16 protein-coding genes are annotated in these 22,515 nt (G+C 47.8%); 5 read left to right on the forward strand and 11 right to left on the reverse strand.

Going from position 1 to position 22,515, the window contains the following annotated elements:
* Window positions 1-605: 605 nt before the first annotated feature.
* The 6 genes from iscB to grxC all read right to left on the reverse strand — a co-directional run bounded on the left by iscB (window position 606) and on the right by grxC (window position 7,947).
* Window positions 606-1,910, reverse strand: coding sequence for an RNA-guided endonuclease IscB (gene iscB, locus QT973_RS02220; protein WP_333209835.1), 1,305 nt, complete (start codon window positions 1,908-1,910; stop codon window positions 606-608).
* A 389-nt stretch (window positions 1,911-2,299) separates the two neighbouring features.
* Complete coding sequence (locus QT973_RS02225) at window positions 2,300-2,881, reverse strand: hypothetical protein (protein ID WP_333209775.1); 582 nt, start codon at window positions 2,879-2,881, stop codon at window positions 2,300-2,302.
* A gap of 166 nt (window positions 2,882-3,047) precedes the next feature.
* On the reverse strand, window positions 3,048-4,862 hold the full coding sequence (locus tag QT973_RS02230) for a CHAT domain-containing protein (RefSeq protein WP_333209773.1): 1,815 nt from the start codon (window positions 4,860-4,862) through the stop codon (window positions 3,048-3,050).
* A gap of 473 nt (window positions 4,863-5,335) precedes the next feature.
* Window positions 5,336-6,475, reverse strand: a complete 1,140-nt coding sequence (locus QT973_RS02235) for a Gfo/Idh/MocA family oxidoreductase (RefSeq protein ID WP_333056700.1) — start codon at window positions 6,473-6,475, stop codon at window positions 5,336-5,338.
* A gap of 160 nt (window positions 6,476-6,635) precedes the next feature.
* Window positions 6,636-7,616 carry a glutathione synthase gene (gshB, locus tag QT973_RS02240; protein ID WP_333240424.1) on the reverse strand — a complete coding sequence of 327 codons (981 nt, stop codon included), beginning with the start codon at window positions 7,614-7,616 and terminating at the stop codon, window positions 6,636-6,638.
* 67 nt (window positions 7,617-7,683) lie between these two features.
* On the reverse strand, window positions 7,684-7,947 hold the full coding sequence (grxC, locus tag QT973_RS02245) for a glutaredoxin 3 (protein ID WP_333056698.1): 264 nt from the start codon (window positions 7,945-7,947) through the stop codon (window positions 7,684-7,686).
* A gap of 504 nt (window positions 7,948-8,451) precedes the next feature.
* On the opposite strand from grxC, the gene QT973_RS02250 reads away from it, so the two are divergent.
* Window positions 8,452-8,649, forward strand: coding sequence for a hypothetical protein (locus tag QT973_RS02250; RefSeq protein WP_333056697.1), 198 nt, complete (start codon window positions 8,452-8,454; stop codon window positions 8,647-8,649).
* 655 nt (window positions 8,650-9,304) lie between these two features.
* Here the strand turns inward: QT973_RS02250 and hflX are convergent.
* Window positions 9,305-10,945 carry a GTPase HflX gene (gene hflX / locus QT973_RS02255; RefSeq protein WP_333390488.1) on the reverse strand — a complete coding sequence of 547 codons (1,641 nt, stop codon included), beginning with the start codon at window positions 10,943-10,945 and terminating at the stop codon, window positions 9,305-9,307.
* A 4-nt stretch (window positions 10,946-10,949) separates the two neighbouring features.
* Here hflX and QT973_RS02260 point away from each other — a divergent pair, with 4 nt between their 5' ends.
* From QT973_RS02260 to QT973_RS02270, 3 genes are all read left to right on the forward strand, one after another.
* A complete protein-coding gene (locus QT973_RS02260) occupies window positions 10,950-11,075 on the forward strand; it encodes a hypothetical protein (RefSeq protein ID WP_263053573.1) in 126 nt (41 codons plus the stop codon).
* Between the two features lie 511 nt (window positions 11,076-11,586).
* The gene (locus tag QT973_RS02265; protein WP_333056696.1) at window positions 11,587-11,799 is read left to right on the forward strand and encodes a chlorophyll a/b-binding protein; all 213 of its coding nucleotides are present in this window, start codon (window positions 11,587-11,589) and stop codon (window positions 11,797-11,799) included.
* Window positions 11,800-12,097: 298 nt separating this feature from the next.
* Window positions 12,098-12,376: a Photosystem I reaction center subunit PsaK gene (locus QT973_RS02270; protein WP_333209770.1), complete on the forward strand. Its 279-nt coding sequence runs from the start codon at window positions 12,098-12,100 to the stop codon at window positions 12,374-12,376.
* Window positions 12,377-12,532: 156 nt separating this feature from the next.
* Here QT973_RS02270 and QT973_RS02275 read toward each other — a convergent pair whose 3' ends face one another.
* The 4 genes from QT973_RS02275 to QT973_RS02290 form a co-directional block, all read right to left on the reverse strand.
* Window positions 12,533-13,081 carry a DUF1349 domain-containing protein gene (locus tag QT973_RS02275; protein ID WP_333231412.1) on the reverse strand — a complete coding sequence of 183 codons (549 nt, stop codon included), beginning with the start codon at window positions 13,079-13,081 and terminating at the stop codon, window positions 12,533-12,535.
* A 6-nt stretch (window positions 13,082-13,087) separates the two neighbouring features.
* A complete protein-coding gene (locus tag QT973_RS02280) occupies window positions 13,088-13,858 on the reverse strand; it encodes a CPBP family intramembrane glutamic endopeptidase (protein WP_333209767.1) in 771 nt (256 codons plus the stop codon).
* Between the two features lie 286 nt (window positions 13,859-14,144).
* A complete protein-coding gene (locus QT973_RS02285) occupies window positions 14,145-17,018 on the reverse strand; it encodes a zinc-dependent metalloprotease (RefSeq protein WP_333056691.1) in 2,874 nt (957 codons plus the stop codon).
* 107 nt (window positions 17,019-17,125) lie between these two features.
* Window positions 17,126-20,644 carry a hypothetical protein gene (locus tag QT973_RS02290; protein WP_333390476.1) on the reverse strand — a complete coding sequence of 1,173 codons (3,519 nt, stop codon included), beginning with the start codon at window positions 20,642-20,644 and terminating at the stop codon, window positions 17,126-17,128.
* Between the two features lie 637 nt (window positions 20,645-21,281).
* Between QT973_RS02290 and QT973_RS02295 the strand changes: the two genes are divergently transcribed.
* Window positions 21,282-22,515: DUF4114 domain-containing protein (locus tag QT973_RS02295; RefSeq protein ID WP_333209763.1), on the forward strand; the 1,234-nt coding region annotated here is incomplete at its 3' end.

Genomic DNA, 22,515 nt, shown 5'->3' on the forward strand with positions numbered 1-22,515 from the left:
AGTAAGGGTTTCCTGCTGTCCACTTTTTACTTCAGTTGAAAATTCCGACACTCCCCAATTACTATTTTTACATTTTTTAACATTCTGACCCTTGTATGATAATTCATCTTGCTTGCTGTTGCCAAACTGCTAAGCGAGTCCAAACCTGGCCAAATATAGCAGAAGGAAGAAGGAAGAAGGCTTTAGTTACCGAGGAGAGAAGTCAATCGATTTTAGATTTTAGATTTTAGATTAAAGAATTGAAGCATTGACCCCCCGGATAAATTGGGGGGCTTGTATCCTGGATGCTTTCGGTCAGAAGCAATATTCGGCAAGGATTTCAGCAATGTCCGTAACAGGCTTTCCGGCCTGTTCCATAATAAAAAATATTTCTTGGGGGCCGTTTCTGCGACGCCGCCCATAAAAATCTTACTAAAAATTCTGCCACATCTCAGTCATAAACGTCGGGCGCGCTTGCTATAGTTCAAAAAAAATTACACCAGTTCTCAATCTTGGTGAGGTATGCCCACGGAGGCCTATGCCCACGGAGGCCTATGCCCGCTTATCAAGCGTGCACCTCATGTTACAGAGAAAGGCTATATCTTGTCTAATTACTAGAAACGCCTTTATTGGAGTAAAGCGGAGTTGATTGACGCATATTGATAGCCATCTTGTTTGTGCAAGAATTTGACGTTGCTCATATCTTTTGTACTTAGTCTAAAATTACCGATCTTAATCTCAACACCTTTATCTGTTGGAGTCTTGACCCGTCCAACGTAAAGTCCTGATTGGAATCGCTTGCGGTCTTCTAGAAGCTGAATGGCAACAATATCACCAGTCCTACAATGAGTAAAAGACTGTCTAGGCTTGGCACAAGGAAAACCGTATTTATCGTTTCTAGTGGACTGTCGATTCCCTTGTCCTGTTGATTTAATCAGCAAGGGCTGTAAGGCGAGCATCTCCAAGGAATCAATCTGACCCACACAAGCCGCATCTAACCAGTGAGTTTTAGGCAGGCTTAATCGAGTGCGGTTGTATTTGGTCAGACCACCCGAACCTGTGGAGACAGGAATACCCGCTTCTTTGAGTCGGTTGAACAATGCCCATCGGGTTGAGTTGACAGCCGCCGCGTCTTTTAATGGGCGTTTTGCTTGAGCTAGAACCGATCGCAGAACATCTGGCTTTTTGGCTAAGAAAACGCTAATATCCTGAGTCCCTTTTTTGAGATTGCATTTCTCGCAAGCCAGGCACAGATTGGAGATCCGATTTGTGCCACCTTTTGCTTTGGGCTGGATGTGTTCGACTTGCAATGGTGTGTCAGTCACGTCGCAGTAAGCGCATTTCCTGTTCCATTTATTCAATAAATACTCGCGGATTTCGTACCCACATAAAATGCCTTGCTGATACTGAATGCCTGAGATTTCTGGGTTTTCAAGTTGTTGTAAATCAAATCTGACAAGCTCCTGAACGATCTCACTGATGGGTGCAAATTTGATTAATTTATTCACCCATGTCAAAGTAGTTTCTACGCGATGCTGCAAACTTGGAGGCAACCAACCTGAAGGGCGGGTGCGATTGAGAAACCGTGCTTGCCGATAGCGAGTGTGACGATAACGCCTCCCCCGACGTAGAGAACGACGGGATTCTAAAGATGCTTTGATGGCTTGACCGCGATGAGTCAACTCAGCACCAAAGATTACTTTGTCGTTTTGAACAAGAGCAATCCCTGTGGTTTTAGAACCGGGGTCTAGTTTAATTGTGACGGGTTTAGGAATATCTGCAACCTCTTTTTTGAGAATGATGCTGAACGGATATCTTCTAAAAACAGACGCTCTACCCATCGATAATAAACGTCTCGCCATAGAAGGCTTACATGGTGTCAGCGGTTTCTTGTTGGCATCAATTACAAAAACGAAATTGGGTTTCAACATTTTGGCGTTGCTTCCTAAAAGTAAAGTTTGCTTCAACCCTGTTATCTTCTCGGTACTATGCAGATTGCACTTCCTCTAACCAATCTCGGATGTTTAACAATCTACTTACAGAGCTTGGAACTAGCGAATCCCAAGGTGTGAACTTAAACGCTTAGAGATAACGATTACTCGCTTTGAGTGGTCTGGAGTAGCTGCAATACCTCGGATTACGCCGAAATACTACGGATTGGTGCTACTCTACAAATCAAATAGGATTGCTATATCAAACTATAGCAATCCCTAGGATTTAACAATTAGCCGAATTTGACATCTAACTAAAGGTAGATTAATTTTATATTAATTTAAAAAAATTACCGCGATCGCAGCACAAAAATTTAGCCATCCAAAAACTAATCAGCAATTTCTAATTGCGAGATTGCATAGCGGGCGACAGCCAAACTAACTCTGGCTTGTTCTATTTCCGACAATTGGGCCCAAGGTCTTTTAGTAGCCATCACTAATTCTCCCCCTTCCGAATCCACATCTCGCATGGCATAAGCCAAAGGACGTGCCAACACCTGCAAATCTTCCTCAGCCCACTGAGGCAAAATATCTAAGACGCACTCTACCATTTGGTCAGCTAAAGATTGATACTTAACAGTGGCGTTTTGCACGCTTTGAGCGATGCTGGCCAGAAAATCTTGAGGAACGCGAGCAAATTTCTCGCGCAAAGACTTTTGCAGAGAAGTCGTCAGCCAAACTTGTTCTAATTGCGAGAATAAAACTTGGGACTTCAGGGCAATATCGCTGTCGCTGAATGAATCAGATAGCGCAAATTCCTGCTCTAGGGCAGTTAAATAAGATTCCGATTCAAGCTGTGCAGGATTCCAGGGGTAAGCAACATCAGTCTGAACAATTGTGGCGAGAAGTTCCATCTGGGCCTGAGTTTGAGAATCGCGAAAATATTCAGAATCAGTAGATTGGGTAGCCATGATGTAATACCTAAGTGGGAAAAGGAAAAGACAGAGGGGGGACTGTGCCAAGAGCTAGTGCCGAGCTATCAGTGGTGAGTAACTCTCTTAAATTCAGACTGGAGACTTAACGCCTAGAACTTTGCTGTGCTACTCGCCGCTTGTCTTCATTAGCTACACCCGCACCTTAATTCGTTCCGCAATCAGTCTCACTGTAGCCCGAAGTTTTAGGAACCTCAATAGTGAACTCAAAAATCTGACCTTGAGAACTGCCAAATTTTAGCTGAGTCCCGCTGCGTAGCAGCAATTCTTGGTGGTGAACTCTCTGCCATCCCTCAGAGCCCAAAACTAGAGTCCCGTAGCGAGAAAAATCGCGCAGGAAGTAGCTAGGTTCTTCCCGGCTATCTCCGATCGTGTTTCGGCAGAAAATCTCGGCGTGTTTTTGAGAAACCCACTGTTCTCGAATCACTACGTCGTTTTCTTCCCAGCGTCCGACTCGAACCATACCTGCGCGAATGGGCCAAACCTGATTGCTCGAGTCGGTGGATTTGCCATTGGGTCGATCGCGCCCCCGCAAATAAGCACAAGACGGCAACCGTCCCAGCCAAGTAGAAGAATTTAAAGGCAACTCAGTTTTCAGGTCATCTACCGGCTCAGTTAGCTGACCGTCAAACTCAGGGTGCATATACAGCACAGGCAGCGTCCAAGCCGGTTGATTGAACTTGTAGAGCGTCAGTAACTGCTGTCTGGCGACGGCGACTGCCCGATCGATCGACATCCGTCCGGCCAAAGCTTGGGCAAAAGTTTGGATAAAACTCAGGGCCTCGCGATCGGCGATCGAGTCCCGCATCCCCAACACCGCAGGCACCCCGTGATGGATCAGTACCTCAGCCAAACTGCTGCGGGCGATCGCCTGTTGCTGGCCGTTAGTTGAGTGCCACCTCTCCACCGCCGGCTGAGCTCCCCAGCAGGCATTAAACACCGCCAGAGTCACGCGGCACCGAACTAATACTTGAGCCAGTTCAGTGCCATTAATCGCCGTTTCCGGCCCCAAAAACAGCAAACCGCCGTCGGGGCCCGGTATCCCGTGGCCGGCGTAAAACAGAATGTTGTAAGTTTGCGTTTCCAGCCGAGAAATGAGTTCCGCCGCAGTAGGTTCGATCAGAGTATCGACGCGAGTCGGAACGCTGATGTCAAAATATTTGCCGCTGTCGTCGGTTTGAAAAGCACTTTCCAGAATGCCAGCTAGGGCGAGTGCTTCTTCTCCCAACTGCAAATGACCGTTATTACTGTTGGAAAATTGAGAATTAGCACCGCCGCCTGGTTCTGCTTGTCCCAAAACTAGCAAAATGTTGAGCGACTCCGCAGGATGCAGGGGTGGCAAAGGTTCAACATTGCTGGTAGTGCGGCTAAAAAGCAATTGCTGCGACAGAGAAATTGCTGGTTGACCAGCTTGAGGCTGCATAATTTCCCAAGGTAAAGCAATTAAATACGGTTCGCGCAAGTCTACGCGCACTCGCAGGGGTAGATTTTGCCCGATCGCGATACCTTTACTTTCCTGCAGACTACCCTGAATCGGCCCTTCAAACAGCCACTGCCAAAGATTAATCCCCAAATGCTGCATCAGGCGACTGCTGTAGCTTGCCGGTGGCCGAGGCGGATGCTGATCCCCCTTGTCGCCCCACCCCCCTTGACCGAGGTGGAGGGGCACAGAGGGCGTCGGTATTCGTTGTTCAGTTTCTGCCAGTATATTCTGGTTGTTTTCTGGCGAGACCAAACTGCCATCAGGATTTAGGGGCAATTCGTGAATTGTCCCGGAGGGCGAAAACATTTCCTGCCAAGCTTTCCAAGATTGGGAGAGGGTATCGGGCCACATACAGTCGTGGTGAACGTACCCGCTGGGATAAGGAGCTTGTAGAACCCAAGTGGCAAAATGGTTTGCCCCAGCGGTTCTCAGGCGAGCGATCGCTATACTGAGGCAAGGACTTTCAGGGCGCGCCATTCACAAAAAAGCTCGGTAAGTGGGAAGCTCAGAGACTTTAGTCCTGAGAGGAAAACGACCCGGCGATTTCAATCGCTTTGAATCCCCTTGCGGGGTAGAGGGGTATGGTTGCCCCTCTGGTGAGGTATGGTTGCCTCGATCTCCCTTGCGGGGTAATGTTAGCTTCGCCAATGTTATAGAGGCTTGCGCCGGCTGGCCGCACTGCCTCAGTGACTTTAAGGCTGTTTAACTACTAGCGACAGAGCAAGGGACTAGCTTCGCATCAAGCGGGTGTCGTGACCTAAATAACGTAGCCAGTTAAGGCGATAGCTGGTCAGTACAGCTTGCTCGATCGCTCTTACAAGCGAGCGTGGCTTTAGCCCGCTCGTTACTGACAACTACCGACTCTTGATATAGGGTGGGATTGAGTTTCTCTATTTGTAGTTTATCGGGTTTGGGGTGCGATCGAGTGCGAGAGATTGCTTTGGGAGTTTTTACTTAGTGCCCAAAAATTTATCAATACTCGGTAAATCTACCCAAGTCCCCGTAGCATTCGACTCCTGGGTCAAATCCATCAACAACTGCGAGTAAACCCCTTCTCTGAGGGACGGTATCAAGGATTTACCTGCATCTATTGCTTCAACCCACCTATCTACTACTCGAATAAACGGTGCAATTCTCCCGTCTGGATAAACTTGAGGAAACTCCAATCTTTGAGGAATTTTGATTTCAGCTAAAGGTTCTCCACCTTGGGAACCCCACAAGCGAAATCCGTGGACGTAATCTTGCTGGTTGTCGCTTCCCAACACCAACGTACCCTTACTCCCGTATATTTCCACCCAGTGTCCCCGCCCTTGATACGTAACAGAACTCAAACAAACTTGGCAAGGCGTTCCCCCAGCTAATTCCAACATCAACGTGCAAGAATCATCTGCATCAACTAATTTTAATTTTCCCGAATCATTCGGATCTGGCCGCCGCGAAATTCCTGTAATCAATTGCCCAGAAAGCCTCTGTGGCGGGCCGAACAGCCAGCTAATATAATCAAAAACGTGAGAACCAGTCGCGCCCAAAACTCCGCCGCCTCGCTCTTTTTGCGCGTACCAATTCCAGGGGCGACTCGCATCAGCGCGGCTCGATACCAGCCAATCAATCTTAATTAAACGCTTTTCTCCCACATATTCTGCTGCCAATAGTTCTGCTAGCATTTGCCATGCGGGGATGAAGCGAAACTCAAAGTCCATTGTGGCAATTGCTCTCGAACCACCATTTTTAAAATCGGTTTGAGATTCGTTGTTTGCCAATCGGTAAAGTTCCCTGGCTTCATTTGCTGTCAGGGCTGTGGGTTTTTCTAATAATAAATGCTTGCCTGCTTCCAAGACGGTTTTTGCCATTTCATAATGCAAAAAGGGCGGTGTGGAAATGCTGACTCCCGCCACTTCTGGGATGGCTACTATATCGGCGATCGAGTCGCAAGCGTAGGGGATATTGTGGGTAGAGGCGAGATCCTTTGCTTTGTCTAAATTCCGGTGATAAACAGCCACAACCTCTGTCCGGTGATGGGCCTGGAATCCGGGAATGTGTACTTTTTGACCAAAACCGGTACCGACTACTGCAACGCCAATTTTTGACATAATTTAATAATTGGGAATTGGGAATTGGGAACTTGTGCTGCCCTGCGACTTCGTTCATGAACCGCGTAACCGAAGTATTAGGTATTGGTAGCAACTAACTAATAACTAATAACTTCAAAATCAGAAGGAACGCTCGATAATTAATCCGTGTATCCGTGTCCTAATCCGTGTCGTGCTTTCCTTCTTCCTTCTCCACCCATTCAATTACTTGTTTCCCCAAATTAACGCCCTCAAACAAGTCAATTTCTCTGATCCCTGTAGGGCTGGTGACATTAACTTCTGTGAGATAACCGCCAATGATATCAATGCCGACAAAGTACAGTCCGTCCCGTTGCAGCACTGGTTCTAACTGAGTGCAAATTTCCAGTTCGCGATCGGTAATTTCGGTTTTTGCGACTCGGCCGCCGACGGCCATGTTGCCGCGAAATTCATTGCCCGTGGGAATGCGGTTGATAGCACCGATCGGCTTGCCGTTTAACAATATAATCCGCTTGTCTCCCTCTTTGGCTTCCGGCAGATAAGTCTGAACCATCACTGGAATTTGCCCTTGTTGAGTGCTAATTTCGACCAGGGAGTTAAGATTGCGATCGTCCGCTTCCAAAAACAAAATCCCCTCGCCAGCTTTGCCGCCCAAGGGTTTAAGAACTGCTGCTCCTTTTTTCTCGACAAAGTGCCGAATTACCTGCTTGTTTTGAGAAACAATTGTTTCGGGGATCGCTCCCTCAAATTGCAAAGCATACATCTTTTCATTCGCCGCCCGCAATCCTTTGGGACTGTTAACTACCAAAGTTTTAGCCGGATCGATGCCATCTAGAAGGTAAGTAGCGTAAAGGTAAGGAATGTTGACTGGGGGATCTGTCCGCATAAATACAGCGTCCATTGCTTCCAGAGGCTGCAAAGTAGGCTGTTCTACCTGGTACCAAGCCTCAGCCGCCTCCCAGCGTCCCTCTACCACTTTTACTGGGGTGAGGGCTACCCGACTGAGCATTGCCCAGGTTTTGCCGCCGATGACGCTTAATTCGTTGGCTTGAGTCGCCCAGACTTCGTGACCCAACTCTTGAGCTGCCTCCATCAGCGCTACGCTGGTATCGTGTCCTGGAATTAGTCGCGCGAGGGGATCGATGATGAATGCAAATTTCATTGTCAGTTAAAATTAAGAATTGGTCGCCTAAAAATTTGGGCTAATTGAAAATTCCACAGGGAATGCCTCATTTTGCTGCTAGCAGCGGATCTAGCAGGCCTTGAGTATCGAGTTGGTGGATGTCGTCGCAGCCGCCTATGTGTTGGTCGTTAATAAATATCTGGGGCAGGGTGCGACCTCCGTGGGCTCGATCGCTCATTTGATCCCGTGCCGCTTCATCTCCGTCGATCGCGTACTCTGTGAAATCAACCCCTTTTCGTTTCAGCAGTGCTTTGGCACGAATGCAAAACGGGCAGGTTCTCCAAGTGTAAATTTCTACTTTAGGGGTCATGGGACGCTCAAACAATAACAATATTTTTTAATTTTAATCTTAACCCTAGTGCGGACTTTTTTTACTTCCTAGGCTGAAACCCTCGATTTTTCGTTGGTAGCAAACTTGCCTAGGAGCCTTGAAACCCTTATTATACGGTGGGTTCTCAAAAACTGTGCGAAGCATTGATCTTAACCAATCTTATTTTAATTTTTATATTTTAATTTTTATTATATATAGCAACCTTATCTGTTGCACCGGAGGTTATTCATTGCTAAAACCCTTGCAGGGAAGTGCATTTGCCTTCTTCCTTTTTTTTACCCTGATTGAAGTCGCTATCGCTTTCTTCCTTCAACATCCGGCTTTATTTGCAGCGCACAAGCTAGGTGTCAAGTTATTTTTTATACAACTTTTTATTTTTTATATAAATTTAAGTAAACAAATATCCTCGCTTAAAAAAAACGGAGACATTTTAAAGGCAAACAGGTTGGTCATCAGCCTGCCTAGCGCTGCGGACCAACCTGATTGTTTCGCTTTCTGCAGGAACATATCATACCTGCACCTGTCAGTAGGACTGCGATCGCAGTACCCGGTTCCGGAATAGAAGTTGCATTTCTCGAAGGTGTAGTTCTGTATATTTGGGATAAACGGGGCTGGGTCGCCAATGGGCTCTCCGATGCCGTTGGGGTGGGTGCCGGCGGGGGGGCACAGGCAGTAGAATAATTTCCCGGACCGCAGACATCTACTGCAGCTGCCGGAGGGGCGGCAGCTAGATAGTAAAACGCTGTTGCCATTGTGGCAGAGAGTCCAATTGCTAGTTTTGCCAGTGGCGTACACATAACTATTTAGTTAAACAGTGGTAAAATCGAAAAATAGAAATAGTCCTAGAGATTAGCGCTGTACGACGGGCAAGGATTTTAGAGTTCTTACAATCAATCTTACAATCAATTTACAATCAATAAGATGTATTCTCTCGCGGACGTCTGTAAAAGATAGTATAGCGCTTGAGGTAAGTGCCCAAACACTTTAATAAAATTATTCTCTTTTACCTTGACATCCCGTACCGTGGTTTGCACAGAGGTTTGCACAGACAGGTAGTTTGCACAGAGTTAACCAACAGTTAACCAACAGTTAAGCAACATCTTTTTGCTACCTCTGAACCAACAGCCCTTACAGCCATTAACAAAGAGTCTTTTTACCTTGACCGCGGCCTCCGGGAATTAATTATTTAACCGCTCGCCAAATAGAGCTGCTGTATTGTACTTTGCCATGCACAATCTGACTACTCTTTTATCATCTCATATTTCGACTAAATCTGTCCTCAGTATATGTACGTATATTCCCCCATGTCAACTATTCAAAAGGAATATTTAAGTATTTACCGAGGGTAGAGGGCGTATTGAATGAGCTGAGCTAGTCTGTCGCGGAGAGTTTCCATCCCCAAACCTTTGGCGGCCGAAATAAATACTGCTTGAGGAAATTCTTCTCGGGCGAGGGCGAGAGTCTCTCCATCTACGGCATCTATTTTGTTAAAGACTACAAGGGCTGGGCCGGGAGTTACGGGCATATCGGTCAAAATATTCATGACCGATCGAATTTGGCTCTGCCACGCGGGATGGGAGAGATCGACGAGGTGCAGCAAAGCATCGGCGTCAGTGACTTCTTCGAGGGTAGCCCGGAAAGCGTCGATCAAGGCGGGAGGCAGTTCGCGAATAAAGCCCACTGTATCTGTGAGGACGATCGATAGCGGTTCCCTAGTGACAGTGCCAGGAATGGTCAACCGTCGAGTTGTGGGGTCGAGGGTGGCAAATAACTGGTCGGCGGCATAGACTTCGGAATTTGTGAGCAGGTTGAGCAGAGTAGATTTACCGGCGTTAGTGTAGCCAACGATCGCCACTGAGGGTACATCGTGATGATGGCGGTTCTGCCGCAGCCGGAAGCGGTGGGCCAGCAGTTGATTTACTTCTTGCTGCAATCGAGAAATGCGTTTGGCGATCGTCCGCCGTTCGGTTTCTAGCTTGGTTTCCCCTGGGCCTCTGGTACCGATGCCGCCACCCTGTCTCGACATTGCCTGACCGCGACCTCTGAGCCGGGGCAGGGCGTACTCTAGCTGAGCGAGTTCGACTTGCAATTTACCCTCGCTCGATCGAGCTCTTTGGGCAAAGATGTCGAGAATTACCTCCGTTCGATCGACAACGCGAAGACCTATCTGAGTTTCCAAGTTACGTATTTGTGCGGGTGCCAGGTCGCGATCGAATACCACGAGGTTAGCGCTAATCGTCTGAGCGGTCAGGGAAATTTCCTGAACTTTGCCTTCGCCGACCACTGTCTGCGGATGGGGGCGCGATCGTTTTTGGCGCACTGTTTGCAGAACCTGACCGCCGGCGCTTTCAACCAGCCGCGTGATTTCTGCCAGCCCGTCCTCAAACTCCAACTGAGTCATGTGCTGAGTCATTACACCTACCAACAGCACTTTGTCTTGGTCTGCATCGACCTCCCCCGCGACAAACTCTGCTTCAAACTCTGCTTCGAGTCCTTCCACCAAATCCAGAAAGTCTTGGTCAGCGAGTTCGTCCAAATTCAGAGGTTCTGATATTTTCCAGGGAAAGTGTGGAGTTTGAATTAGTGACTTGGGAATTGAAGGCTCTTCTATTTCATCAGTTGAATCTGGTTCTAACTGAGCGCTCAAAACAGAGAACTCAAAATTTGGCTGATCTCCCTGGGGTATCAGGTGAGCGAGATAAGCTTCTTGAATGTAACCAGTCCCACCGCCGCCCCGGCGCTGAAATCCTCCCCCCGTCAGTGTCAGCCAAACGAGGGCGTCCAGGCGCTGAATAGCCATTGCTGTGAGGGCTGCTTCGCTTGGGCTTTCTGGCTTTAGGTGGGTAGCGATGCAGCGAATGCCGCTGAGGCGACCTCCCCCATACCGGGGTAATTCTAAGGGTGCAATCTGGGTTTGGCGGGGTGAACCGACGCCGACGCGAATTACTTGTCCGCGGCGGTTGATGTAGGTGCAGATTGGTTTGTCTATTTCCGTGCTGATGGCGGCGACGCGCTGGGCGAATTCTGCAGTGGTAATGCGATCGCCCGGTAGTCGCTGGTGGTACAGCTTTTCGAGTTGCTTGAGCTGGCTGGACTTTAAACCTTGAAGATGGCCGTAGATGGTTTCGATAACTGTTTCTCCCGATCGATCTGTTTATCTCCTATTTTAATTAACTCCCGCGCTATGTGTTCGGCTTTTGAGTTTAAATTTACTAAATTTTCTTGCTTCTAGGATTTCGCGGATTCAGTCTGAGCGAGCTCAAAAACGGATACTTGCTTTCCGACAACAGTCGTGAGTCTGCCAAAATTTTAGAGCTTCCAGATTCATCTGTAGAGTAAATCTCAAATCTCAAATCTACTGACGAGTCAAAAGCGCCGTTGTTTGTCGCGGCAGCGCGATCGGGCTTGTCACAGCAGCAATCTCAACTTGCACTTGTATTTAGTATCTACAGATACAGGCGATCGCTGAAAAATCTCGCGAAACAAAACTTAACATTTTTTTTTCCGTTTCCAAATCCTCCTTTAGACTTGTGTGTATCTTGGGCCTAGAGACAGATAGCAAAGCAGAAATTAGGCCGCTACCATGAGAAGCGAAACATTGTTAAGGAATGTAAAAACATGGAAACTCGTCCTACTAACCTGCCTCCTACAGCTAATGCTTACAACGGCAAAGATCGGAATGCCTTCTTGTTTGGCTTCAACCCACAAGCAGAACTTTGGAACGGTCGCTTAGCGATGATCGGTTTCTTAGCTTATTTGCTCTGGGATGCTGCTGGATTTAGCGTTCTGCGCGACATTCTCCACTTTCTGCCTACCTACATTGCTCAGTAATGAGTAGGTGTGTTTCCTGTCTGGCAGCGTGAGTAAATGCCGCCACTGCCAGACAGGCTAAAAGTTACAAATGGCAGCGAGTATGGTTTTGTCCCTTTGTATCTTTCGTTACTTTTGAATGGCATTAAAAGACTTCTTGCTGTGATTCGACGATTACGGGTGGGGGCGCTGTAGCTGGCGCGGTGAATATTAATAGCAACAGATATTTATGGCGTAAAGGCGATCGCCCCTGCTGTATTTTTGGCAAGAAATCTCATCAAGCATTTCTGATAATTTATGAAAAATAGGAGCATCAACGATGATTAACTCAAATTTACTGGCAGTAGTAGAATCGACACTGGCTGACACAGCATCAGGAAATTGGCAAAAGCCTCTAGTGATGTTTGTTTGCAATATCTTAGCATTGCTAGTTCTCAGTCGCCGAATTTGGTATCCCCACGTCGGGCCGAAAATGCCTTTACCCTTCCCCTCTTTGTTCAACAATGTTAGCGTACCGGCATTTCTGGCTTGCATGAGCGCAGGTCATTTGCTCGGAGCATTTATGATTTTGACCCTCAACATCGACAAATATTTCTAGCATAAATGGCGTCGCTTTTGTGGTGATTTATTGCTAGATTTTTTAGTAAGTTAAAAAGCGCCAAAAAAATGGTAGGGGTAAGTGAAAAGCACTTACCCCTAATTTTAATTTTATATATGGAGTGGCGCAGAAATCGTTTTTTTACCATCCACATTATTAGATCAGCTTACTATGCTTAAAGCCTTCAAATTCGACTGCAAAGCCTTCACCTTGGGGAGCCGCACACATTAACCCAACTTGAACGATTGGTGACTCAGTTAGATATGCCAGTCGCATCATTGAATAGTCTGACCCATTCAACGAGTATTGCACTTCCACCGTTTCAGCTCGGCGCTTTACCCGCAGCCACAGGGAAACAGGCGGCACTTCCAGCGGCATAACACACCAATCGGAATAGTCTCGTGTCACAACCGCACTCACGTTTTGCACTCCCTCAACAAACTCAATGCCGCACTTTAGCCAGATATTTTCGCTCTCTCGAATCATCAATCCTGCTTGATCGTAGAGCGATCGATAGCAACCAGTAATTTTGACTTCGGCTGTAAAGTCGCCTGACACTTGACGGTAGTAAAAGTTGCCGTTATCGCGAATAAATCCGTAATGAGTTTGGCGCCAAAAGTCAGTCTTGGCGCCTGCGGTAACGTGGATAACATCGTTATCCTCATGCCATTGTAAAGGTTCGTTGTACCATTGCATTGTTTGCATCTCTTGCTAACTTCCTCCAATTCCGTGCAGTACCAAATCCGCCAAAAAATGAGATAACATTGCGTATTCTAATCCCCAACGCCAGTAAAGAAAACCAAAGGGAATTCCTAAGAGGGCATTGAGTGTAATGGTGCGGATAACGACGATCGGGGTTAATGCCCAGACATTCGCAGCCGCAGGCAAATGACCCACACCAAACAATATTGCAGCCGCCACAATTGCCAGCCAAAAAATCAATGTAGAGGGTTGCGGTTTGTCTCGCTCAAAAATCTTCCAAAGTAGCCACGCAATCAATGTCATACCGAACAGTCGCAGCAAGAGTTCTTCGGTGATGCCTCCGTAGAAGGAAGCTAATATGCGTTTCCACAGGTCAATTTCGAGCGTTGTTGGAGTTGCCATTGGCGGCATCCAAGGTTGGAAAGCTAAACTCAATCCAATTAAGACGATGCCACCGATGCAGCCTACAATTAGCGCTGTGTTAAGGGCAGATTTAGATATTGGCGCGAAAGGCTGTCCGTATACCAAAGCACGAGCTATGGGGGTATCAAGTCCGATCGAGTTACCGAGGCGAAGCCCAATCCAATTCAGGAGAATCAAAAGAAGTCCAGTCTGAAGGGCGGAAGCAATAGCTATAACAGGTAAGGGTGTAGGCAGTTGCGCGACTGCTGGATTCAGAGACAGCGCATAAGGAAATAATGCCAACGCTGCCAGAGTGCCCAGTAAGGCCCAAAACAGCGCCAATCGCAGGTGATGTTTGTTGGAAGTATCTGTAGTCATAATTTTTGATTGCAGATAGAAATACCCAATTAATAAGGATCGCGAATTAAATAACTTACAATTTTAATTGTTATTGTGGGATGGGCTCTTATAGCCCGTCCAAAAAGGACGGGCGGGACGCCCATCCCACTTTCAAGAGTGGAAGTTATTTAGTTCTCATTCCTAAGTCAGGAATTACGCACTTCCACCAAAGAAACCGGGTTTTTTATCGAATCTGGGGGTGGCCACGAAATATTATCGTAAAAAACCCGGTTTCTGGGCCCCCATGCGTAAGCCCTATATAAGATTAATTTGACTGAATTTGCGAATTCAAAACCTTAGAAATTCGATCGCGCGTTTCCTCCAAATGAGCCCGCGTATAAGCATCCGCATTCCGATCCAAATTCCGAATACTCTTGCTCAAACCCTCCCGCAACTGCCGCAACTCGTACCAAGCCAAACTCCGCGCATCCTCTGGAACATTCGTTTTTCGCAGTACCATTCCGATCAAAATTGCTAAATGTTCCCGCTGCAAAGAACGCCGAAAAGTTGAAATTTGCATCTTCTTTTCCGGCTGCAAAACCTCTTGCCAGATATCCTTTTGCACAGTGTTCAACACTTCCGGCAACCTCAAAGCAGTTTCCGGGGCGGATTTTAACTCGGCATCCCGCAGTCTCGCCAAACGCATCGGAGATAGCAAAACCCGCAACACAAACCGCTGCAAAAAAGTAATTCGATCGCCGATCGGGTAATCTAGAGGAAACACCAAAGCCGGACTTCCCCAGTGCTCCCAGCGCGAAGGCGCCAATTTATTCAGCAATTCCGGCGCAAAACTAAACGCATCCGGCGCAAAAACGTACTTTTCAAGGGTTGCTAATGCTTCTCGCTGCACAGAAAGTTCGATCGGCACAAACGGCAACTTCGCATTAGTATCTCCAGGGCGAATCCGACTAAACGACTGTCCCCCCACATACAAAGTAGCATTCATCACCTGCTGAACATAATACCCGAACACCGAATCAAACATCACCCGCAGTTCGTTATAACCATCTCCCCCAACCGGAATTCGCTTTTCCAAACGCTTCCACATCGCCCTAGCATTATCCAATTGCCATTGCGAATACCTCAGCATATTGGCGCTGAGATCAAAGGTATTTGCAGCCGGATCGAGAATATCAAAAGAATCCTCATCCGGCGCGTAAGATAATTGGGGTTCCGCAGCGCGGCTGGCAATTTGTTGCAGCGTGGGTAAGTCGCTGTTCGGGTCCCGGCCGCCAATCACCTTGTAACCATACTCGATCGCCCAATCGTCGTAAGGCCCTACAATCGTTGGAAAATAGTCGCCCTGCACAGTTCCCGGAGGTGCCAAATTAATCGGCACATAATCCATCACCGACGCTACCAAACCTTGCGTGCGAGTTACCTGAGTATTGTGCAAATCCTCCGGTTGCAGCATCGTACTTCCGTGAAAATTGTGCCTCAAACCGAGAGTGTGACCGACTTCGTGGGCAGTCAAAAATCGGATATATTCATTCACATAATTGTCAATCGTCCCACTGCTAGGCGCTGCATTTTCCAACAAATCGATCGACATTGCCCCCATCGCAAACTGGCGGTTCGATTCCAACCCAAAACACATATCCGAACTCGACATCAACCGCGATAAAGACGATCGCTTTTGCTCTTGGTATCTTTCTACCAAAGTCGGCAAATCATCAGCAATTCCACCTTGAGCATTTTCCCTGCTGCTTTTTCCTAAATCCCCATTTTCTAGCACATTCAAATAGCGAGAATACATCCCAAACTGACAGGGATTAGTATTAGAACCGTTTCGCCCTTGAAAACTCTTAGAAAGCGATCGATTTTGTTCCACCAAAGACCGATAACCCTGTTTGATTTCCCGGACTACATTAGCATCCAACAGAATGTCAGCATCCAAAATTTCCCCCGTCAGCGGGTTAGTACGAGACGGCCCGATGCCGGCAAACTGAGGCTCAAAAGAACTCGACCAGCGGATAGTATTGTAGCGAACGTCAGCCGGGTCCCATTTAGCATTGTCCGGCATTTGTTTGACCTGAATTGCCTCAGTAAAACCTGCCTTTTCAAAAGCTTTGTTCCACTCCAAAACGCCCTCGCGGATTGCGTTTCGGTATTCGGTAGGCACATTATTTTCAATCCAAAAGACGATCGGCTGAACCGGAGGCGACATCGGCGCTGTCGGGATTTGCTTTTGCAAATGCCAGCGATTGATATAGCGCACAAAAGGCTCCCGGCTATTCTTGTCAGAAAAGTCCTTATATGCTGTGAGGAAATAGCCCACTCGCTCGTCTGCAAGTCTGGGGCGATAGCCGTTATTTAGCGGCACTTCCGAGAAACTATAGTGAATGCGGAGGTTAAAAGCCCGACTGTCAGGAACCGAAGGTAAATAGTTAACTTCACTGTCATTATCGCTAGAAAAACCATAGACAGAAGCAATCTCCACATTCAGCGGAAACGCTTTAACATCTTTAAAAGAAGACTTGTCTGCATCGATCGAGTAAGAAGCGCCCAAAAGCATCGGCAAAATCGCTTTTACCCCTGGCAAATCGCGTTTGTCGCTCATCAGCAAATCGCCTAAATCGATTAGCAGAGTTTGTCTTTGCGGATGAATGCTTTTGAGAGGCAAAGAATAGAGAATCGAGTCGCTAAATCCCCGTGCTACCGAACCTGCTTGCGGGTCGCCCGGACTGGTGCGAAAATTTATATTTGGTATCACAAACTGCACGTTATTTTGGACGCGCCGCAGTTGAAACAAGAAATCGCCGATCGGCATTCCGCTCAAAATGCCCGCTTCCCCCAAACCCGATGCCAATGTCACAAAGCACAGGAACTTTTTGTTGAATTGTTCCGGTTTAATTTCCAGATATACTTTATCAGTTGCTTGATTGCGGTAAAGGGTAAATAATCCCTCTAACTTTTTCGCGTCTTTGACAACCTCTTCAAAGGGTGCGAGAGTTTGCTGTTCGCTACTTGGTTCGTTGCTGGGCGGCCCAGATGATAAAGCTACAGGTAAAAAGAAACCTTTATACAAACTGAAACAGAAAAATGCTAAAGATAATATAAAAAATATCAAAGGCAGATTTTTTCTAGGATTTTTTATCTGTGTATTTTTGCTATTTTCAGGAAATATCAATCTTTTCATTTTCAGTAATTTAGCCGCAGGAAAGAATAGTTTTGAGATAGTCGCGCCGCACTCGCAACGTTGGGAGCATTTAACTTCTAAAATAACTCAAAACTCAAAAATTAGAACTATTGTTGCGCTGGCCAGGGAATCATGGGATCTTGAGCCAACCGCTTAGAAACTGCAACAGCACCGTAACGGTTGAGGTGGCTGGGGTCGGAAAAAGATTCCCGCGCCTGGGGCCACAATAAACTCTTATCTAGGAAAATTAGTCCGCTTTGGGCTGCTAATTCTTGCATATATTGCCGGAATTCTTGTTCGTAACCTGTCCGCACCGGGTCTAAATAATCTTCAGTCAGAGGCATATTAACAAACACGAGATTGATGTTGCGAACTTTGGTGAATTCGATCAGATTTTTGAGTGCTAGAGCTTGTTCGCCTACCAATTTAAAATTTTGATAGTCGGAGTCGTAATAACCAGATACTTTCGGGTGTTTCTGAAAGTAAGTTTCGGGATTGAAGCGTATATCGATCGGCAAAAAGCCATTTGGTTGATACTCGCTGACTGGTTTACTCGCAGCAGTGGGCTGAACGTTTTCAGTTGTTTGTTCACCCAGGGCTGCGGTTTGGGGGCTGTCGGTTGCAACAGGGGCTGAGGGATTAACGATCGATCGCAAAAACCCTTTAAGTCGATCGCGATTTTTGTAAGTTGCAGAACCCTCCACCAACTTTTGATTCACCAATTGCTGAACATTAGCTTGAGCTTGTCCCAAATTGTTCACCAATTCAGTCGCAGTCGCCACCGGATTGTTAGCGCTTTCCTTCGATGTTTCGGATTCTAATTGATTGGTGGGGATCAGAAAACTACCCCGGCTCAATTGCCTGTAACCTTCAGAAGAAGCGATCGCACTAAAAGTCAAATCCGGCCGCCCGCTGTTGAGAGCCCTCGCCCCGTCAGCCAACACCAACAATTTCGGCAGTTGTTGCGGCGGCAAAATCCGGCGGACGATCGAATCTACAACCTGGAGAGTAGCTCCATTAACCCCAAAATTGTAAGCCCTCAGCCCCGGATAGCCCGAAGCTGCCAAAGCTGTTTCCAAAACCGCCGGATCGATGCCCCGCAGCGCCCTCGAACTACCGACAATTAAAATATCCGGCGGTTTTTTGTGCAGGTGAATGTACTCTTGATAGCGCGCTATCTGATCGTCAAGCTGCTCGCTCCTCAAAGTCGGGAACACCGGAGGAGCAGAAACATCAGCTACAGGAACGCTAGTATTTCCCGGTTTCGTAAACCCAGAGCCATTGAAAGCCTCTTGCTGGTTGGCGGACGGCGACGGCTGCAACGGAATTCGAGGCAAATTAACCTCCTCAGCAGGGGGAAGGGGGTTCGCGGTTTCCTTCGGAAGTCGGGCTGTAACGTCGCCAGAAGCCTTGGGAGCTGAATTTTGACAATTTGGGCCGCTGCAAACTTCGGAGGCACTAGGAGCTTGACTGACCGTCGCAGATTGCAGAAATTGACCGAGGATCCAATCGGTATTGAAAGTCAGCAGACAGCCGGCGATCGCCCAAATCAAAGCCATTCCCGCCGCGCGATCGGCTCTCACGCCACCGGGCGCAGCAGCATTCGTGGATAAACCATCGTTGGGAACAAACAAACCCGAAGCGACAAGCGGTTGCACCGCAGCTTGAACTAACTGCTCGCCCAGATTGTATCCGGGGAGTCTGATTTTGAAGCGGGGCCGCCAGGAGTTGGGCGTCGGAGCATCGAACACCAAATTGTCGCCCAAACCCGAAAAACTCCCATCCTCCGCCGGCGCAAACTCCGGCACCGGTTCCTTTTCCAAGACAGCCCCTTGGGAGGGAGCCTGTGCGGGTGCCGTCGCTGATTCTTCGTCAACAGCGGTTCTGAGGTCGATTGCGTAGCGCCACAGGGGCAGCTTCTGGCCCGCGCGCCGTCCGTAGACTCGCACCCCTGCCACTCCCGGAATTTGTAACTGTCGCAAAAATTTCGCCACCGGCGGGCCTATCTTCGACTGAGAAGGGCAAGTCAGAGCTTCTGTCATGACGTGCAGCACGTTGGCTTTTTGCAGCACGACAGCCCGAATCCCTCCTGTTTCCAGCTTGCGTCTGAGATTGGGGTTGAGCAACCTGTTCAATAAAAAAGTCAGAGCCAATTGGTCGCCCTCAACTGCCAGCGTTCTAGCGTTCGCAGCCAAGTCGGGGTGGTGGGCGGCAGGCAAGTCTACCCAGTCTATCCACACCGGCGACTCCGGCGCCGCCTGAGAGTCCTTGGCCGGTTCTACGCCGTAGATTGTAGCTGCGCGGATGCCTTGGGGTGCAAAGGAGGCTAACAAAGGGGCGATCGCCTCGGTGGTTTGCTGCTTATCGGGGTATTCTTGCCTTTTAGGCTTTTGTCCTTTTTTGGCAGTTTTGCTGCAAAACAGGTGGAGGGTTGCTTCTTTGAGGGTTGCCCGCACTTCGACTCTCGATGCAGCCAAGTGTTGATTTAGCAGTTTGGCGATCGACTGTACGTCTCCCCACCTGGCCCATTCCTTGAGAATTTTGTCCGGCGAAGTCAAATCCACCCGCAGTAGCCAGTCCGGCTTCGCTTCGCCGCTGACTTGGCTGGCGATCGCAGCTTCCCGGAAATCCTCTAGTTGCAGTTTCCGCAGCCTGCCGGCGATGGGTTCGGCCAGCAATGAGGGGTCTGGGCTGTAAGCTGACTCGCACAGCACTAGCAGTCGGCGTTCCTTGGGCTTGATATTTTCCGGCGCATTCACCGGCAGGGTTTCTCGGCTGCTTTTGAGTTCTTTTTCGCGAATGCTGACTTTCACCGAAACTCCCATCGGGCCGAGGATTTCGCTGAGATAGCTGGCGATCGCATCTGGATAGCCCCGGCGCGCCAAGGTTTCCGGCGAAACCGTCAATGTTCCATCTCGATCGCCCTCGCCTGAGTCAGCTTGGGGGGATTGAATCAAAGCCACTGCGCCACGGTTCGCTTTCTGCTGCGGGGGAACGGCGGAACCGAGGGCTTCCCGCGTCGCAGCAGCCGAAGTGTCGATCGTCACGGGGGAAGTTTCAAAAGCTTCTGGGTATTCAATGCGGGAGGCGACGGGCAGACTGTCGGCGTCAAAATCCAGTTCTTCCCGTACTTGTGGCGGTTGCGCGACTGTTTCTACGGGTTTTGGTGTCTGTTTGAGTTTCTGGTTGTCATTCTTAAATCTGCCGAAAAATCCGCCTCTTTTAGGGCTTGCTGGCGGTTCGTCGGGGGCACTCGCTGGCGGAGGCACTTCGGCAACTTTTGGTTGCTGTGGCTGTTGCTGTTGCTGTCGCTTGGGACTGCTGCAATCGAGCCGGACTGTCCAGTCATTTTGTCGGGAACCGATTTTGCGCCCACACAGAAACAACTGGTAAATTTTAGGTCGATCGGGCAGCAGTTGCGTTAAATCAGTGTGTTCGAGGGCGTTGGTAAATCTCGCCGTCACCAATTCTTGAGACGGACAGTGCGCTGCTTCGCACAAAATGTGCAGGTGATTTCCCCGCAAACGCGCTTGTACTTGAACTTCGGGAAGCCCTAAAGCTTCTTGCGCCCACTGCGACGCGGCCGATCGATTGTCTGCCAATATGCTCCCGTTCGCATTCAACATGGGACTTTAAATTTCGTCAAGGCTGCTTTCGTCTTCTACTGATAGCACATTTCGTCCGTATTTTGGCATATATTAGGCTTCACTTAGGCGAAGTCATCACTCATTGGTCGTTAGTAATTATTAGAAATCGCACCGCACTACATATAGTGTGTCTGCGTCCAAGACTGTACAACCTAGTTTCCCAAGCCTTTACTGTTGCGATCGGGTTTTGCGTAATTTTGCAAAAAAATAAGTTACTTTTTATACAGTAAACAGGGAAATTAGTTGGGCGATCGCCAGTCCAAAGTTGTCAAAAGCCGAAAATTCCTAGTGTGACGCTTCAAATACGGAAGTAAGTTAAAGCTGTGATGAAGTTTACTTCCTGATGGCGAACACCGCTTGCGATCGATAAAAGTTACTGATATTCTCAAATCTATCGGTAGCAATAAAAACACCAACTTATTGTCATCACATCAAATTTTTGTCAGCCTCGCTGGCAGGTTTTCACCTGTCGATATCGCAGCTTGCGTCCTCAATAAAAAAAACAAAATTCCAGCATCGTCTGGACTCGCTTTGCTGGCGATATTTTCAATATTAACATCCTCAATTTCTGCATAACTTTAGTCACTTTCATCATCAAAAAACCAAACTTTAAATCATGTCACTAATCGAAGCATCTACCCCAAAACTAACTGCCAATATTTCCCTCATTCCCGACATTACAGAAGAATTGCAACTAGCAAATTCTACCAATAATTACTCTTACCCCCCGAAAAATCTCCTAACAACTAACGAAACATCCTCCACAAACTCCAGCATCGAACTATTATCATCAAACAACCAAATCCTCGACAAGAACCCAGAAACACCTCCCCAACCAGACATAGACGCCTTCATCCTCAACAAAGATTCAACACCAACAACCAAAAACATCCCCGAAAAACCGCAAATATCCACCACTCAAACCGACCCAATAACAGGCGATACAGCCAAACCAGCAACTCAAAATAACATTTCTTTCGACTCCGGCATTTTCCAAGCAGACGAAACAGGTAAAATAGTGTTCGATTACCTATCAGACGGAGGCTGGTATCAAGGAGAACTAGCAATTATCAGCCTCACAGGAATGCCAGAATTTGTTCCCGATTCCCAAGCATTTATACTAGAAGCAGCCAGACGCGCTTTAAGCAACTCCTCACTCGGTTACATCGCCATTTCTGACAGTACAGAAGCAGCTTCATTCTCTAGTTTAGAGGGAGAAAACAACTTCAATATCGGAGAATACCGAGGAATCAAAACCTTCGCAATGACACCAGGAGACGAACTTGGCATCATCCTAGTTCCCAACGGCACAATACAGCAAGTATACGACAACCCAGGCATTGGCGGAGACAAAAAACCCTTATTTTCAATGGCAACAGCTAATTCCAGCGACGCTTTTCAACGGGGACAAATAGCCAGTGTTGCGAATGGCGGCAGTATATTTGTCATGGAAGATATGGGAATAGGCGAAGGCAGCGATGCTGACTACAATGATATCATATTTTCCCTCAAAGGCGCAACCCCTAAAGTCATTTCAATCGATGATGTAATGGCCAAAAACTCCGATTGGCGTACATCAGAAAAAGGCAAAGAATTGATAGGTGACGCTGCGCCAAAAACAGAGACTATAGAAGACAAAAAAGCAGATACTACTTCTGCAACAAATCCTGTTGAAACAAAACCCGAAAATTCTCCAGCGACAGAAACCAAAAACCCGACTGTTTCTGAAAATCGCAATTCAGATCCGAATTCTGCCGATCCAAAAACAGATTATCCCGCAGGAGAAACTGAAAATCCGACAATTTCCGAAACTCCCAATTCCGATCCAAATCCTGCCGATCCAAAAACAG

The sequence above is a fragment of the Microcoleus sp. Z1_A1 genome, assembly GCF_036700305.1.
GTDB lineage: Bacteria > Cyanobacteriota > Cyanobacteriia > Cyanobacteriales > Microcoleaceae > Microcoleus.

Coding starts and splice junctions, on each gene's coding strand:
- QT973_RS02225 (WP_333209775.1), bottom strand. CDS start 2,881: ATGGCTACCCAATCTACTGATTCTGAATATTTTCGCGATTCTCAAACT.
- QT973_RS02270 (WP_333209770.1), top strand. CDS start 12,098: ATGATTAACTCAAATTTACTGGCAGTAGTAGAATCGACACTGGCTGAC.
- QT973_RS02265 (WP_333056696.1), top strand. CDS start 11,587: ATGGAAACTCGTCCTACTAACCTGCCTCCTACAGCTAATGCTTACAAC.
- gshB (WP_333240424.1), bottom strand. CDS start 7,616: ATGAAATTTGCATTCATCATCGATCCCCTCGCGCGACTAATTCCAGGA.
- QT973_RS02230 (WP_333209773.1), bottom strand. CDS start 4,862: ATGGCGCGCCCTGAAAGTCCTTGCCTCAGTATAGCGATCGCTCGCCTG.
- QT973_RS02275 (WP_333231412.1), bottom strand. CDS start 13,081: ATGCAAACAATGCAATGGTACAACGAACCTTTACAATGGCATGAGGAT.
- grxC (WP_333056698.1), bottom strand. CDS start 7,947: ATGACCCCTAAAGTAGAAATTTACACTTGGAGAACCTGCCCGTTTTGC.
- iscB (WP_333209835.1), bottom strand. CDS start 1,910: ATGTTGAAACCCAATTTCGTTTTTGTAATTGATGCCAACAAGAAACCG.
- QT973_RS02280 (WP_333209767.1), bottom strand. CDS start 13,858: ATGACTACAGATACTTCCAACAAACATCACCTGCGATTGGCGCTGTTT.
- QT973_RS02235 (WP_333056700.1), bottom strand. CDS start 6,475: ATGTCAAAAATTGGCGTTGCAGTAGTCGGTACCGGTTTTGGTCAAAAA.
- QT973_RS02290 (WP_333390476.1), bottom strand. CDS start 20,644: ATGTTGAATGCGAACGGGAGCATATTGGCAGACAATCGATCGGCCGCG.
- QT973_RS02285 (WP_333056691.1), bottom strand. CDS start 17,018: ATGAAAAGATTGATATTTCCTGAAAATAGCAAAAATACACAGATAAAA.